The organism is Noviherbaspirillum saxi (genome assembly GCF_003591035.1).
GTDB classification, from domain to species: Bacteria; Pseudomonadota; Gammaproteobacteria; order Burkholderiales; family Burkholderiaceae_D; genus Noviherbaspirillum; species Noviherbaspirillum saxi.
Genome location: NZ_QYUO01000002.1, coordinates 258,450 through 273,254, shown reverse-complemented (window position 1 = coordinate 273,254; position 14,805 = coordinate 258,450). Strand labels below are relative to the sequence as shown.

The window sequence follows — 14,805 nt, the reverse complement described above, 5'->3', positions numbered from 1 at the left end:
ACAGCAATGCGTATGCCTGCGAACAGGGTTTCATATGATATGGCGCAAGGTTTGGTATTGCGCCGTTCAGTCGGCCCCGACGAGTTTTTGCAAATAAGCGCGCGCGTTCTCGAACTCTTGCTGCAGCTGTAGCTGTAGCTGCAGCGCATGCGCGCCTTGCATGCTGCCTTCCAGCCCGAGGCGTTCCAGTGCCATGCAAGGTCCGCGCATGCGCATCGCGCCGAGGTTTTCAATGCCGGACAGGAAGCGGTGGCTGGCTGTCTTCAGGAGCGTTGCATCGCCTTCCGTGATCGCGCGCGCAATGCTGTCGAGATGGGTCGGCGCATCCTGCACAAACAATTGCATGATGTCGGCGGCCAGCGTGGGATTATCTTCGTCTTGCAACTCAAGCAGCTGATCGATCCGGCGTTGGTCGATTACCGGCATAGTGTTGCCGTCCGCCTTGTTCGCGCGATGTGCCGGGGCGATTGCTGTCAGCACGCCGCTCACATCGTCGAGTTCGATCGGCTTCGACACATAAGCATCCATACCGGCGGCCAGGCATTTTTCACGGTCGCCGGGCATTGCATTGGCGGTCATTGCAATGATGCGCGGCCCGCTGCTGCCGAAACGCGCGCGCAGCCGGCGCGTCGCTTCCAGGCCATCCATTTCCGGCATCTGCACATCCATCAGTACCACATCGTAAGCCTGACGCTCAAGTGCATCGAGCACTTCCACGCCATTGGCGACGACGTCCGCACGGTAACCCAAGTGCGCAAGCAACTGCTGCACGACTTTCTGGTTGACGGTGTTGTCCTCGGCCACGAGTATGTTGAGCGGCAATGATTCGGCCATTCTGCCGCGCGCGGCATGCGGCTTTTCCTTGCCGGCCACAAGAGGCTGGATCTGCATTGCGTGCAGCAAGACATCGAACAGAGCTGCCGGCTTGATCGGCTTGTTCAGATAGGCAGCAAACCGGATTTCCTGCATGCCGGTGTCGTCCGGCCGGTGCGCGACCGAGGTGAGCATGACGAGGGGAAGCGCATTCGCATCGCGATGCTTGCGGATTTCGCGTGCCAGCGCCATGCCATCCATTTCGGGCATGCTCATGTCGAGAATCGCGACATCGAATGCATGGCCATGACGCAGCAGATCGAGTGCCTCGATGCCGGACGCTAGCGCCGCTGGAATCATGCCCCACAGCAGCGCCTGCTTGACCAGGATGCGCCGGTTGGTCGCGTTGTCATCGACGATCAGCACATGCTTGCCGCGCAAGGCCGAGGCGCTTTCCTGCAATACGTTTTCCGCCAGGACCGGACTCGCGGCGGCAGCCGTGATGGTGAAATAAAACGTCGAGCCGGTGCCGACCGCGCTTTCCACCCACATCCGGCCGCCCATGATTTCGGTCAGCCGTTTGCTGATCGCAAGCCCGAGGCCGGTACCGCCGTATTTGCGCGTGGTCGAGGCATCGACCTGGGTAAATGCCTGGAACAGATCGCCAAGCCGATCCGCCGGTATGCCGATGCCGCTATCCTTGACCGCAAAACGGATTTCATGCCGCTCGTCATCGATACGGGTGGATGAGACGAGTACGACGACTTCGCCGTGATGGGTGAACTTGATGGAATTCGACAGCAGGTTGACCAGCACCTGGCGCACCCGCGTGACGTCGCCCATCAATGAGGCCGGGACGCCGTCCTCGATGAAATAGGCGAAGTTCAGGTTCTTCTGGCTGGCTTCCGAAGACAGCAGGTCCAGCGATTCCTCGATACAGCGCCTCAGGTCGAATGGCTGGCGTTCGGTTTCCAGTTTGCCGATCTCGATCTTGGAGTAATCGAGGATGTCGTTGAGCAGCGTGAGCAGCACTTCGCCGCTGGCACGGATGGTTTCCGCGTAATCGCGCTGCTCGTCGTCCACCGGCGTGTTGAGCAGCAGGCTGGTCATGCCGATCACCGCGTTGAGCGGCGTGCGGATTTCATGGCTCATGTTCGCAAGAAACATGCTCTTCGCCTGCGTCGCCGCTTCAGCCTTGTCGCGGGCCTCCTGCAATTCGCGCTCATAGGCCTTGCGGGTGGATATGTCGCGCAGGATCACCGTGTATATCGCGCCGTCATCGGCTTCGAGGCGCGAGATCGAGGCTTCCGCCGGGAATTCTGAGCCGTCCTTGCGCAGCGCGAAAATGGCGCGGCGTTCGCCCATCCTCCTTGCACTTTGTCCCGAACGGTCGAAGTTGTCGATATGGGTCCGATGACTGGCGTGGTACCGTTGCGGCAGCAGTTCGTTGAGATCGGCGCCGTAGGCTTCGGCAGCAGTCCAGCCGAAAATCCGTTCGGCACCCTGGTTGAAAAGGATGATGCGGTGCCTGTTGTCCACACAGATGATCGCATCGTCGGCAATGCTGAGTATGCCGTTCAGTTGCGCTGAAGTAAGGTTGTGTGAATTCATGTCATCAATGTGGTATTTGGGGATGGCCACCAGGTTATGTAACGGCCAGCAATTCTCTCACTGCGGAGGTCAGGGCGGCACGTTCGCGCGCGGGTTCGAACAGGCCGCTTCTTTCCTTGCATTGCGAGGAAAGAATGGTGCGAAATACAGGGTCCTTGCAAGCGCGATCGATCAGTGCCGCCAGCGCAGTACTATCGCCGGGCGGAAAATAGCCGGCATATTCATCGCCCAGCATGCCGCGGTTGCCCGGAATATCGCTGGCCAATACCGGCACTTTGTGAACGACGGATTCTATGATGACATTGGCACCGCCTTCCATCCGTGAAGCAATCACCATCATGTCGCTCGCGGCAAGATATTCCAGCGTTTGCGCATGGGGTAAATCGCCCAGCCAGCGATACTGCGGCAAAGCGCGTTGCGTCGATTCGGCCTGCCGTCCGAGCGCGGCATCGAGCGCGCCGCCGATGTGCGTCATGCGAATCCGGGATGGGGCGACCACTGCGGCCGCGCGCATGAACGTCAGCGGGTCCTTTTCTGTGCGGAGGTGGCCGATCATGATGACTTCGAATCTGGCATCGGCCCGAACACGAGGCGTGTCCGGCGGCTGCGGCGCGGACTGGTAAATGACGCAGGCCTTGGCGCGTAGTGCGGGCGGTAACTGCTGCAGGCCGGCATCCTGCAGCAGTACAAGCCGGGTGGCCAGTTGCAGCGATGCCTGCGCCTGCGCGTCGGAATGAATGTCGCGATAAAGATCGGTGCCGGTAAGCACCAGCAGGATAGGACGATGTCCGAAGGCTTGTGCGAACCGGGCAAGCGAAGTCGCGGAGCGGCGTGCATGCAATGCGATCATCAAGTCGCAATGGCTATCGTCCCATTCTTCCATTACGCTGACGTCATAGGAAGAGGAAAGAAAACCCGCCCATCGGCTTGCGGTTTGCCAATTGCCGTTATTGGCGTTTGCCGTTGCCGGACTGATAATGATAACGTGCTGTTTGTTCAATCCTGTTTCCCGCAACCACGGTTGCCATATTGATGAGTCTTTCATTTCGACATGCCGGTCCCGGCGAACTGTTACTTGCGTTGCGCGATGCCCATGCCCGCACGTTGGCGATGTTCGACGCGCTGGCGACGGGCGGCTACGATAAACCGGAACGGGTGCCGTGCCTGCCCATTGTCAACCCGCCGCTGTGGGAACTCGGACATATCGCCTGGTTCGCCGAGTGGTACACCTTGCGTGAAGCGGTTTCCAGCGATCCTTCGACGGTGCGGCATGCATCTCTGCTGTCGCAGGCCGATACCTGCTTCGATTCTAATACGGTTGGGCACGATGCGCGCTGGACACTGGACTTGCCGAGTCCGGCGACGATGAGAAGTTATTGCAAGGAAGTGCATGAAAGGCTGCTGGACAAATTGGCGGTCAGCGGCGATGACGATGTTGCGCTCTATCCCTACCGATTGATTTTGTCGCATGAAGACATGCATGGCGAAGCCTTGCATTACACCATTAATACGCTCGATCAAAAACCACCGGTTTCCGCTGAAACCCGTCCGTGCGGTGAAGCGGCGCAGATTCGCTTTCCCGGCGGCGTCCTGCATCGTGGCGCAGTGCGCGGCGATGGCTTTGCCTTTGATAACGAACGCTGGGACCATTGCTGCGAGGTCTATGCCTTTGCCATCGATGCGGCGCCGGTCAGCAATGCGGCGTATCGCGCCTTCATCGAAGACGGCGGTTACACCCGCCCGGAGTACTGGAGCACCGAAGGCCGGGCATGGCTAAGCCAGACCGGTCGTGCGGCGCCTCTGCGCTGGCGCGCGCAGGATGGTGACTGGATATGCCGCCGCTTCGGCGAAGACCTGATGCTCGATGCTGACGAGCCGGTACGTCACGTCAGCCTGCATGAAGCTCAGGCCTATTGCATGTGGGCGGGCCGGCGCTTGCCGACCGAGGCGGAATGGGAATATGCCGCCCGTTCGGGACATGCCGGTTTTGGCTGGGGGCATATCTGGGAATGGACTGCATCGCTCTTTGTGCCCTATCCCGGTTTTGCGCCTGGCGCCTATCGCGAATATTCGGCACCTTATTTCGGCACCCATCAATCGGTACGCGGCGCATCGTTCGCCACGCCCGCGCGAATGCGCTCTGCGCACTTTCGCAATTTTTACCAGGCACATCGCGACGACATCTTTGTTGGTTTTCGCACTTGTGCCCTCCTACACAACTGATTTGCGAAAACATTCATGGCAACTGTCACTGCGCCCGCCCGCAACATATTTGGCGAACCTCTCGTACCTTGTTCCTTTGATCCGTTGACAGGATTCTTTCGCGACGGCTGCTGCAAGACGAATGCCGAAGATACCGGCACGCATGTGGTGTGCGCGATCATGACCGAAGACTTCCTTGAGTTCAGCGCAAGCAGAGGCAATGATCTTTCCACGCCAGTCCCGGAATGGGGCTTTCCCGGTCTCAAGCCCGGCGACCAGTGGTGCCTGTGTGCGCTGCGCTGGGGCGAGGCGCTGGCGGCCGGCATTGCCCCTCCGGTTGTGCTGGAAAGCACCAACTTCAGCGCACTCGATCTGATCGATGAAGAGGTGCTCAAGCAATTCGATCATCGCATCATGTAGCAGGGATTCTGGAGCGCGTATCGATGAGGACATAGAAGCAAGATGAAGTACCTTCAGTGAATAAAGGTACTTCAACCCCATCCCATGGATGCAGTATTGCCAATAGGCTGTTCGCGTGGCAGCATTCGTCCACATTCGTGCAACAGATACGGATTTTGCGGCGACGCGGGAAAATATCATCCCGACGCTGCTTCAAGCGGCGATACTCGACACCCCTGCCAGGGATACGACATGATCAAACTTCACGGCTTCGGCCCGGCTTTCGGTTTGCCCGACGCCAGTCCTTTCGTCACCAAGACCGAAATGCTGCTCAAGTTGTCCGGCCGACCTTATGCCACGGTCGTCGGCCGCCTTGGCAAAGCTCCGAAAGGCAAGCTTCCCTTTATTGAAGATGACGGCGTGGTCGTGGCCGACTCGACGCTGATCCGCTGGCATCTCGAATCGCGTTACCAGATTGATTTCGATGAAGGGCTTTCTCCCGTCGAGCGCGGCAATGCCTGGGCGCTCGAAAAACTCATGGAAGACAATCTGTACTGGATCGCCTTGCGCTGGCGCTGGCTGGACGACACCAATTTCGCGCGAGGTCCCGCTGTCTTCTTCCAGCGTATTCCCGGTCCCCTCAGAGCGCTGATCGAAACCTATGCACGCCGCCGTGTCCGGCAAGCGCTTCATGCACATGGCATGGGTCGGCATTCCGATAGCGAACAGCTGGCAATTGCGGCGAAGGGAATCGATGCGATTGCCGCGACATTGGGCGACAAATCGTATCTGATGGGCGAAAAGCCATGCGGCGCTGACGCAACCTTGTTCGCATTTGCGACATCGATGCTTTGCCCGCATTTTGAATCGCCGCTGCGCGATTCGGCCGAGCGTCACGCCAATCTGATCGTGTACGTTAATCGGATGCGCGACGTCTTCTATCCGGCATGATGTCGCGTTCGAGTGCCAATAGGGGAATTTTCTTCAGGCTCGCTTAAAAGAAGGTGACTACCAAGCAAGCCGGGATTTTGGAGCTTCTTGCTTTGAATTCTGGGTAGCTTTCAAAGGAGTCTTTTCCCGCAGCGCCATGCACTGCGGGATTTTTTTCGTCCTTTCGCTTTTTGCGGGCAGGTTTTTGCAGCATGCGCCGGGCATGCATGTTCGGGCCACGTTATCAGGAATTCCAATCGCCTGATCCGGAATCCGCACTGGATGATCGTCTTGCAAAAAACCGGTTATATTGCTGAAGCAGGACGGTGTCTGGTGATGCAAGCGAACATTGAAGGACGTAGCGTCATCATGGTTTTCCTGGATGCAAAAGGCAAGTACTCGCGCGCCGCCGATGCCAACCGTATCAGGGATTGGCTGGACAAAGAAAAATTGCCGCGTCGTACGCAGACTGTGCAGAAGGATCACGACTGAAGCCGTTTATCGCATTGGGCAACTACAGACAGGCGCTACAACGACATAACCAATGAGGTGACTTGATGAACATGCGCACATTTTTCATGCTTCTTTTGCTCACTGCAATTTCTGCCTTCGTACTTCTCAACTGGAATGCCATCGCCACTTCTACGCTGCTTTCACTGGGAGTGGCTAGTGTAGTGCTTCGTTTTTCTTTGAACCAAGGCGGCGGTTGGCGCGAATGACTTTTTGCAGGATGTCATTGGACTTGGCAGTCCAGACGAAGGGTTTGGGATTTTCATTATGCACAGCGATGTACTCGTCAATGGCGGCAATCAGTTCGGGCACGCTCCTGAACACGCCGCGCTCCAGACGATCGGTCGACAGGCTGCGGAAGAAGCGTTCGACCATGTTGAGCCAGGAGGCGGAGGTGGGAGTGAAGTGCAGATGGAAGCGCGGATGCTTCTCCAGCCACGCCCGCACGGTGGGATGCTTGTGGGTGGCATAGTTGTCGCAGATCAGATGCAGTTCCTTTTCCTTCGGCGTTTCCCGATCGATTTGACGCAGGAAGTCCAGCCACTCGCCATGGCGATGCCGTTGCGCGCAGCGCGAGATGACGGCGCCGTCGAGCGTGCACATTGCCGCAAACAACGTGGTCGTGCCATGCCGCTTGTAATCGTGGGTCATCGTCGCGGCTTTGCCTTTTTTCAACGGCAGTCCCGGCTGCGTGCGATCGAGCGCCTGCACCTGGCTTTTTTCGTCGCAGCACAACACCAGCGCATGCTCCGGCGGACTGAGGTACAACCCGACGATGTCTTCCAGCTTCTCCGCGAATCTCGGGTCGCGGGAAACCTTGAACGTGGCGACCAGATGCGGCTTGAGGCCATGGGCTTTCCATGCCTTGTGGACCGTCGTGTCGGATATGCCCATCTCCGCCGCGAGGGTGCGCGTGCTCCAGTGCGTCGCGCCTTTCGGCGCCGTCTGCGTGGTCAGGCGCACGATCTCGGCGGCGTCAATCCGCCGTTTGCGCCCGCTGCGCGGCAGGTCGCCGTCAATGGCGGCGACGCCGCCTTGCGCGAACCGGCGACGCCACGCGATGACTTGGCCCCGACTGATTTCCATGCGCCGGGCGATTTCATGATTGCCCACGCCGTCAGCCGCCAGCAAAACGATTCGTGCGCGCCGGGCAGCCCGCGCATCGATCGTCTGCGACCTCACGCGGCGCTCCAGTTCACTGCGCTGTTCACCGCTCAACTTGATCGTCGTGGCCTCGTTCATCATTCGCTCCGCTCAAAGAATGATGTTATGGCAACGCGCAGGGAACATAGTTCAATGATTTCGAAAGCACTACACTAGCGTGCAAGCCCCGCTCGGGCTGATCATGCTCGGATTCCTTATTCTGGTGACATTCGCGTTTCTGGCGTATGTCACTTACTTGCAGACCTCGGTGATACTGGAGAGTCGGCGGCATGCGCGCGAATTGCAATCGCACCGGGAACTGGCGGATCAGGCCGAGGCTTCCCGCTTTACCGAACTGCGGGCTTTCATTGAAAAGGAAATGAGCATTGCTGCCAACCGCGACATGGAATCGCGGAACGTCCTTTTCGCCCGGATCGACAGGTTGAATGAATCGCTCGGCAAGTCCATAGAGGACTCGAACAATACCGTTGCGGCTTATGTAGGCGAGCTGGAAGATCGATTGCTGGGCGACAAGGACACGCCCGGGCCAAAGTGGCCACAGCGCCGTGATCATTAAGCGTGTCCGCAAGAGTGTGAATAAATAAAAATGCAGGAAATTAAAAAGCTGAACGAAGCGATGCCGATGGCACAAGAGCCCTGCGCGTCATATTGAACAACACGAGTTCGAGTGCCACCAACACAAAAGCAGCATAGCCAATAGCCTCGAAACCAATGAACTTCACCAACGAACCTCCCAGGAACGGCCCGACTGCAGCACCCACCATCAACATCGCCGGAGTACCTGCTACCGCACGTCCGGTAGGATCCAGCCGGGCCAACAGGCCAAAAGCAAAGGTGTGCGTGAAGATGATGGTGAAGGCCATCAACGCGCCGCTGGCGGCAAACAGTACGTAATTCGATGTGTGGGAGACGATCATCGCAAACACGAACTGCAGGATCGGCACGCTGCAGATCACGGTCGTTGCTGCGACGCGCCGTTCCAGGAATGCAGCCAACGGAGCGGGAAACAGCGTGACGATGCCGTAGATTACCAGCGCGAACGTCACATTTGAAACACCAAACCCGCGCGCCATGCCGATCCGTTCAAAAAAGCTCAGCGTCATGGCTTGGGTCATGGCCAAGAACGCGACAGCAATGATCGAGCACCACACTGCGCTTCCCAAAGGAGGAAGCTTGACGGCTGAATTGGCAGTACCGGATACAAGGTGTCGCGTCCGTTTGGGAAAGAACATGAGCGTCGTGATCGTCGCGACTGCCATCACGGTGGCGAGCGCCACGAATAGCGCAGGCCCGCCGAACTTTTCGACGAGACCTGGGGTGCCGCCCAAAAAGATGATCCCGAAAATCCCAATGGCCAAACCCGCATGGGCGAATAGCCGGTGCGGATTGCCTGCGTGTCCGATGGTGCCGTGCGTGAAACTGAGCGCTGTGCCTGCCGCGATGCCCCCGATGAAATGCAGTCCTGCGAGAGCAGGGAATGCGGTGCTCCGCGAAGACAGTAAAAAGGCTAGTGCCGCTATACCAAACCCGCAGACAGCCGCCCACTTCGCTTTTCCGTGAGTGAAGCGAGGAGCAAAGAATACACTGGCCAGCGAAGCGCCGATCAGGAAGAGCGTTGCCAGGCCACCGGCCTGCTGCGGATCGAACCGATACTGCGAGACTAGTGTTCCGACCCAGATCGGAAGGGCAACCAGGTCGAGCATCCCGGCACAATGCGCCACCATGAGCGCGAATATTCCTCGTTTGTTCTCTGTCGTAGGCATAGCTCTCCCTTTTGCAATACTCTTGGATTTATTCTGGCAACGATTTGAACTTATCAGAGGCCTCTGTCGCGAGCTAGCTGATGACAAGAAATCAGCTATCCATAAAATGGATAGGTCGTTGCTTCTGTCAGGATTTATGAGCGACGACGGATTACAGTCCCGCCCAATTCTTAGGGGCATATCGACCTTGAAGGCGGCTTCAAGCTGAGATAGTCACCCCGGGCGTTCAAAATCCGTTCAGGCGGCGAGCGCCAATCAAAAGGCGCGGCGACGCGTCAATTAATACAAGCGCTGACCCTGACCCTATATATGCATATATAAGATGGGGCGCGCGGCGCTGGACGGGTACCTGGAATCCAAGTCGGTGTTCATGGCGGTGTAACCTGCTTTGTAAAGCGAGCGAGCCGAATTTGCCCATGCTGTCGACCTGCAGGCCGACAGCATGGCTTGATGAAAGCCGAAAACTAACGCTGAATATGGCCCGAAAAACCCAAGCGGATCAACTCGACAAACCTTTAACAAGGCAAGTTGTCCAAAAGGGCGGGAGTGTTTTCTCTGCAAAGTTAGACAGCAATCAGTGAGGCTTGCGAGCATGATCGAGCAGATTCCGGTTGGAAACGCTGAGCTTTCCCAACCGTTCCCGGTACCGTCGCAGGGAAGCAGAGCACTCGCTGCGCTCCGTGCGATCAACGCCGTGATCAGCAGTGCCGATGAAGAAAGGCAGTTGCTGCAGGAGGTGTGCAAGGCAATCGTGGACGTTGCGGGCTACCGCTCAGCCCGGGTCGTCTGCTCACACGAGGGAAGCGAAGCACCGTTGACCGTTGCTGCGTCGGAGGCCTCGGTGGAAACGTTCGAGCAGCCGGAACCGAAGCCGGACAATGAGAACGAGGAAAAGGCGAGCGTCACGGAGGCCATCCTGCAAGGAAGGCCGGACGTCGGCCCGCTGGCGGTGCTGCCATTAACAACAGGCAGTCCGGAATTGGCAAGTGTGCTGCTCATTGAGGGCAGCAATGTGACTGACTTTGACCAAGCAGAGCTGGAACTTCTTCAGGAAGCCGCAAGGAGCCTGGCTCATAGCCTGAGTCTCCTGCACTCCTTGGCCGAGTATGCAAGGGCCAGGCAGGAGTTGCACCGCGTCAATCGAGCGAGAAAGACCCTCAGTGCCGTAAACCGCGCCCTGGTCCGGGCAGAGGACGAACCGGAGCTGCTCGGGGAAATTTGCCGGATCATCGCCGCGGAGGGCGGGTATCGCAACGCTTGGGTGGGCTACGCCCTGCAGAATGAAGCTAAGGACGTGCAACTCATGGCCCACGTCGGAGTCGACCTGGTCTATCTGGATAGCCGTCCCGTCACTTGGGCCGATGACGAGCGCGGCCACGGCGCCGTCGGCAACGCCATCCGCAGCGGGCAACCGAGCATTGGCCGCAACGTTCTCAATGATCCTGACATGGCGCCGTGGCGAGAAGAGCTGCAGAAGCGAGGCTGTGCCGCGGTCAGTGCCTTCCCCCTGCGGGTGGACGGGGAAGTCATTGGCGCGCTGGCCCTGGCAGCCGGCGAGGCAGACGCTTTCGATGCGCCTGAGGCCGACTTGCTTGGCGAACTGGCAGACGATCTCGCTTTCGGGATCGAGAATCTTCGTATGCGGGAACGTAGTCGCCAGGCTGCGGCGACCGTCAAGCGGATGGCCGAACAGGATAACCTCACCGGCTTGCCGAACCGCTGGCGCCTGCGGATGCGCCTGATAGATGAAATTGCGGCGGCCAAGGTGCGGAACGGTCCGATTGCACTCCTCATGCTGGGGATCGATCACTTCCAGGAAGTCAACGAGACCTTGGGCTATCAGCAAGGCGATGGAATACTCTGCGAGATCGCCGCCCGTATCTCGCGAGTGGTAGGCGACACGGCGAACATCGCCCGCATGGGTGAAGCGGAGTTCGCCATTTTGTTGCCGAACAGCGACGCCGGTGCAGCATCCCGTACCGCCCAGCGTATCCTGAATGAAATGTTGGAGCCGGTGGAGATCGGCGAGATCACGCTGGATGCCGGCGGCCGTATCGGAATTGCGGTTTTTCCGGGTCACGGTACGGATCCGGACGCCATCATCCGGCGGGCCAATGTGGCAATGCACCAGGCTCGCCAGCAAGGCCAAAGGCAGGCGCTCTACACCGGTGGCCGGGATCGCGAATGTGCCCGGCGATTGGCGCTCATTGGCGATATGCACCGTGCCATCAACAAAGACGAGTTGCAGTTGTATTGTCAGCCCAAGGTGCGTTTCTCCAATCGGGAGATTTGCGGAGCGGAAGCACTGGTACGCTGGCAACATCCGCAACTGGGGATGATCGCACCTGAGGAATTCATCGGCTTGGCCGAGCACAGCGGGCTCATCAGTTCGCTCACCGATTGGGTGATGCAAGCAGCCTTCCGTCAGAGCTATGCCTGGCGTGAGGCCGGCTTGCGCCTGCCGCTGGCCGTAAATCTGTCGGCGCGCGACCTGCGCGACCCCAAGCTGGTCGAGCGCGTGTGCAATCTCTTCGCTACTTGGGGGGCCGACCCCGAGGGAATTCAGTTCGAACTGACCGAAAGCGCGCTCATGCAGGATCCGAGAGGCAGTCTGGACACCATGAAGCGCTTGAAGGACCTGGGAATCGAGCTGTTCATCGATGACTTCGGCACCGGCTACTCCTCTCTGGCGTATTTGCAAAAGCTGCCAGTGGACGCGATCAAGATCGACAAGTCCTTCGTGCATGACATGCTCTCGGATGCCGATTCCGCCGTGATCGTGCGCTCGACCATCGACCTCGCCCACGACCTCGATATGGAGATCGTCGCCGAAGGTGTGGAAGACCGGGCCATCTGGAGCCACTTGGCGGCCCAAGGCTGCGACATCGCTCAAGGCTATGTGGTCAGCCAGCCTATTCCGACCGAAGCGTACGCCGAGTGGCGGTCGGCAGGCGCGTTCGAGCTTCGGATCGGGTGAGGCGCGAGCCGATCTTGCGCTCATCATGGGCAATTCCGGCTCGCTCGCTTTACAAAAACAGGTTACACCGCCATGAACACCGACTTGGATTCCAGGTACCCGTCCAGCGCCGCGTCCGGGGGCCGGCTGATCGCGGTAGCAACCGGCTACTTCGCCTTGCGTCCCGGCAGCCGGTTCCACCACTTCAGCGCCGCCTTCGTATTCGCCTTGAATCCGTAATCGAAGGTGGCGAACTGTTCTTCCACCGCTTCGGCCAGCATCGTTCCCGGACTGGCCGGCAGCAACTTCAGATAGGCATCGGCTTCGCCATATTCGCGATGGATTTCCATGCCGGCCTTGGCCGCGATATGTATCATCGTTTGGTTGGAAGAAAGACAATGCATGTACAGCGTATCGACATCTTCGTTGCGGCAGCGTATCGCGGCACGCTCGAACAGTCTTGAGCCGATGCCCATGCCGCGCGCATTCGACGCCACCGACACGCCAAACTCTGCGACTCGCGCCTTGAGCGTCGCATTGTGCAATATCGACGATGTTTCGCGCGGCGTGAAAGCAAGATGCCCGACCCCCAGCAAGGCAAGATTGGCATCGTAAACTCCAAACACCGTATCGCGCGAAAAGTCCAGTCTCTGTACGTAGCGCGTAATTAGTTCATCCGGCAAAATGGTACCGAATCGCAGCAAGCGATCACTATCGTCGAGCGCGAGAAAATGCATCAGCAGGCGCCGCCTGTCGCGTTCGGATAATTCCTTGACACGGACGACCGGGCGTTCGCCGGCTGTCGGGGAAGAGGTATTCATGTTTGGCGTCAAGCCTTCTAGATCGTTCGAATCCATATACGCTCCTGCAGACCTGGTTTGTGCAATGCACCATTGCATTGTAGGCCATATGATGGCAAGTCGCTGGAGACTACTTTGTATATACGTTCCGATTGAGCGTTATCAACCGGTGTGTTCGATGTTTTGTTCACGGTGTTACGTAAAACCCACAGTTGCCATTTGTCTTGCAAGGAAGAAAAATGCAACAGCTAAACAGCTACTTACCTAATTACCGTTAGAGGAAGACATGATGATGCTGAAACGACGCACTCTCCTGGTTGCACTTTTGTTCGGCGGAAGCATTTTTGCGGCAGCGGCGGAGGAGGGAGTTACCGATTCCGGCATCCTGATCGGACAAACCGTCGGCCTGACTGGCACGGTGGCCGCCCCGGTCAAGGAAATGAATGAAGGTGCGGAAGCCTATTTCAAGCAAGTCAATAAACAAGGCGGCATACACGGCCGCAAGATTGAAATGCGTGTGCTCGACGACAAGTTCGATCCCGCGCTCACTCGTGCAAACGCGGAAACGCTGATCAGGAAAGAGCGCGTATTCGCGTTATTCCTGGGACGAGGCACCCCGCATACGCAAGGTATCCTGCCTCTGCTCGAAGGCAATAATATTCCACTGGTGGCGCCCAGTACCGGCGCATCGGTGTTCCATCAGCCAGTACACCGGATGCTGTTCAATATCCGCGCCAAATATCAGGATGAAGTAGTGCGCGCGATCGAGCATTTCACCACCATTGGCATCCAAAGAATCGGTATCCTGCATGTCGATGATGCATTTGGCCAGGACGGACTGGAAGGTTTCAAGAAGGCGATGGACACACGCAAGCTTGCACCGACCGCCACCATCAAGTTTGCGCGGGTGAATCCGGACAACAAGGCAGCCGCGGCCGAAGTCGTCAAGGCCAATCCGGCGGCACTCATCATTGTCAGCTCAGCAAAAAATACGGTCGACGTCATCAAGGCCATTCGCGCCGCCGGCAGTCAGACCCAGATCATGACCTTGTCGAACAATTCCTCCGAGGCCTTTGTCAAGGAACTGGGTCCGGCCGGTATCGGTGTGGTGGTATCGCAGGTAACGCCAGCGCCGCACCTGGTTACCACGCCGCTGGGACAGGAATTCAACATGGCGGCAAAGGCATACGGCATTACGATTTCGTATCCCGCGATGGAAGGTTATATGAATGCCAAGGTACTGGTCGAGGGCCTGCGTCGCGCCGGTCCGAAATTGACGCGGGAAGGGTTCATCCGTGCGCTGGAGTCGATGCAGCGTGTGGACTTCGGCGGTTTGATGGTGACCTATGGTCCCAACGATCATACCGGCAGTGAATTTGTCGAGCTGACGATGATAGGCAAGGATGGAAGGTTTGTTCGCTAGAGCAGTTTCACTCTGACTTGCCAGGCGAGGCCGAGGCGATTTGCCTGTGGAACAAGGCGCGGCGCCGCGACATGGCGGGCCATGGCAAGGAGTCGCAACGCGGTGCCGCGGGCAAAGCGTCCGGCATCGACGGCACAGTCAGGGTGAAACTGCTCTAAACATGGTTGACGCCTGCCCTTTCCTGCAAGCGGGAAAGGGCAGCAAAATGCGTCCGGCACGGTAAGACGCACTCAG

The 14,805-nt window shown here is 58.3% G+C and carries 12 protein-coding genes and 1 pseudogene; 8 read left to right on the top strand and 5 right to left on the bottom strand.

What is annotated here, in order from left to right:
* Positions 1–66: 66 nt before the first annotated feature.
* Entirely contained in the window at positions 67–2,424 is a 2,358-nt protein-coding gene (locus D3871_RS17145) for a PAS domain-containing hybrid sensor histidine kinase/response regulator (RefSeq protein WP_119770328.1), read from the bottom strand.
* Between the two features lie 34 nt (positions 2,425–2,458).
* Positions 2,459–3,424, bottom strand: a complete 966-nt coding sequence (gene senB, locus D3871_RS17140; protein ID WP_233575687.1) for a selenoneine biosynthesis selenosugar synthase SenB — start codon at positions 3,422–3,424, stop codon at positions 2,459–2,461.
* A gap of 32 nt (positions 3,425–3,456) precedes the next feature.
* Here senB and senA point away from each other — a divergent pair, with 32 nt between their 5' ends.
* The 4 genes and pseudogenes from senA to D3871_RS30895 all read left to right on the top strand — a co-directional run.
* Positions 3,457–4,647, top strand: a complete 1,191-nt coding sequence (gene senA / locus D3871_RS17135) for a selenoneine synthase SenA (RefSeq protein ID WP_199724832.1) — start codon at positions 3,457–3,459, stop codon at positions 4,645–4,647.
* A gap of 15 nt (positions 4,648–4,662) precedes the next feature.
* Complete coding sequence (locus tag D3871_RS17130) at positions 4,663–5,046, top strand: DUF2237 family protein (RefSeq protein ID WP_119770326.1); 384 nt, start codon at positions 4,663–4,665, stop codon at positions 5,044–5,046.
* 231 nt (positions 5,047–5,277) lie between these two features.
* Positions 5,278–5,976 (top strand): glutathione S-transferase C-terminal domain-containing protein, encoded by a 699-nt coding sequence (locus tag D3871_RS17125; RefSeq protein WP_119770325.1) that lies wholly within the window; start codon positions 5,278–5,280, stop codon positions 5,974–5,976.
* A gap of 228 nt (positions 5,977–6,204) precedes the next feature.
* Positions 6,205–6,447: pseudogene (locus D3871_RS30895) on the top strand (hypothetical protein); the annotation flags it as partial.
* A gap of 174 nt (positions 6,448–6,621) precedes the next feature.
* Here D3871_RS30895 and D3871_RS17115 read toward each other — a convergent pair.
* Positions 6,622–7,707 carry an IS630 family transposase gene (locus D3871_RS17115; protein ID WP_119771405.1) on the bottom strand — a complete coding sequence of 362 codons (1,086 nt, stop codon included), beginning with the start codon at positions 7,705–7,707 and terminating at the stop codon, positions 6,622–6,624.
* A 79-nt stretch (positions 7,708–7,786) separates the two neighbouring features.
* Here D3871_RS17115 and D3871_RS17110 point away from each other — a divergent pair, with 79 nt between their 5' ends.
* A complete protein-coding gene (locus tag D3871_RS17110; RefSeq protein ID WP_147376833.1) occupies positions 7,787–8,185 on the top strand; it encodes a LapA family protein in 399 nt (132 codons plus the stop codon).
* Positions 8,186–8,225: 40 nt separating this feature from the next.
* On the opposite strand, the gene D3871_RS17105 is transcribed toward D3871_RS17110, so the two are convergent.
* Positions 8,226–9,392 (bottom strand): MFS transporter, encoded by a 1,167-nt coding sequence (locus D3871_RS17105; RefSeq protein ID WP_119770322.1) that lies wholly within the window; start codon positions 9,390–9,392, stop codon positions 8,226–8,228.
* 592 nt (positions 9,393–9,984) lie between these two features.
* Here D3871_RS17105 and D3871_RS17100 point away from each other — a divergent pair.
* Positions 9,985–12,369 carry a putative bifunctional diguanylate cyclase/phosphodiesterase gene (locus tag D3871_RS17100; RefSeq protein ID WP_119770321.1) on the top strand — a complete coding sequence of 795 codons (2,385 nt, stop codon included), beginning with the start codon at positions 9,985–9,987 and terminating at the stop codon, positions 12,367–12,369.
* A 146-nt stretch (positions 12,370–12,515) separates the two neighbouring features.
* Here D3871_RS17100 and D3871_RS17095 read toward each other — a convergent pair whose 3' ends face one another.
* Positions 12,516–13,205, bottom strand: coding sequence for a GNAT family N-acetyltransferase (locus tag D3871_RS17095; RefSeq protein WP_119770320.1), 690 nt, complete (start codon positions 13,203–13,205; stop codon positions 12,516–12,518).
* Positions 13,206–13,434: 229 nt separating this feature from the next.
* On the opposite strand from D3871_RS17095, the gene D3871_RS17090 reads away from it, so the two are divergent.
* Positions 13,435–14,571: an ABC transporter substrate-binding protein gene (locus D3871_RS17090; protein ID WP_233575686.1), complete on the top strand. Its 1,137-nt coding sequence runs from the start codon at positions 13,435–13,437 to the stop codon at positions 14,569–14,571.
* Positions 14,572–14,588: 17 nt separating this feature from the next.
* The gene (locus tag D3871_RS30285) at positions 14,589–14,729 is read left to right on the top strand and encodes a hypothetical protein (RefSeq protein WP_158597965.1); all 141 of its coding nucleotides are present in this window, start codon (positions 14,589–14,591) and stop codon (positions 14,727–14,729) included.
* Positions 14,730–14,805: the final 76 nt, after the last annotated feature.

Bases quoted from the DNA above. Each gene is read 5' to 3' on its own strand.
- D3871_RS17100 (WP_119770321.1), top strand. From the start codon at position 9,985: ATGATCGAGCAGATTCCGGTTGGAAACGCTGAGCTTTCCCAACCGTTC.
- D3871_RS17090 (WP_233575686.1), top strand. From the start codon at position 13,435: ATGATGATGCTGAAACGACGCACTCTCCTGGTTGCACTTTTGTTCGGC.
- D3871_RS17115 (WP_119771405.1), bottom strand. From the start codon at position 7,707: ATGAACGAGGCCACGACGATCAAGTTGAGCGGTGAACAGCGCAGTGAA.
- D3871_RS17125 (WP_119770325.1), top strand. From the start codon at position 5,278: ATGATCAAACTTCACGGCTTCGGCCCGGCTTTCGGTTTGCCCGACGCC.
- D3871_RS17095 (WP_119770320.1), bottom strand. From the start codon at position 13,205: ATGGATTCGAACGATCTAGAAGGCTTGACGCCAAACATGAATACCTCT.
- D3871_RS17145 (WP_119770328.1), bottom strand. From the start codon at position 2,424: ATGAATTCACACAACCTTACTTCAGCGCAACTGAACGGCATACTCAGC.
- senA (WP_199724832.1), top strand. From the start codon at position 3,457: ATGAGTCTTTCATTTCGACATGCCGGTCCCGGCGAACTGTTACTTGCG.
- D3871_RS17130 (WP_119770326.1), top strand. From the start codon at position 4,663: ATGGCAACTGTCACTGCGCCCGCCCGCAACATATTTGGCGAACCTCTC.
- D3871_RS17105 (WP_119770322.1), bottom strand. From the start codon at position 9,392: ATGCCTACGACAGAGAACAAACGAGGAATATTCGCGCTCATGGTGGCG.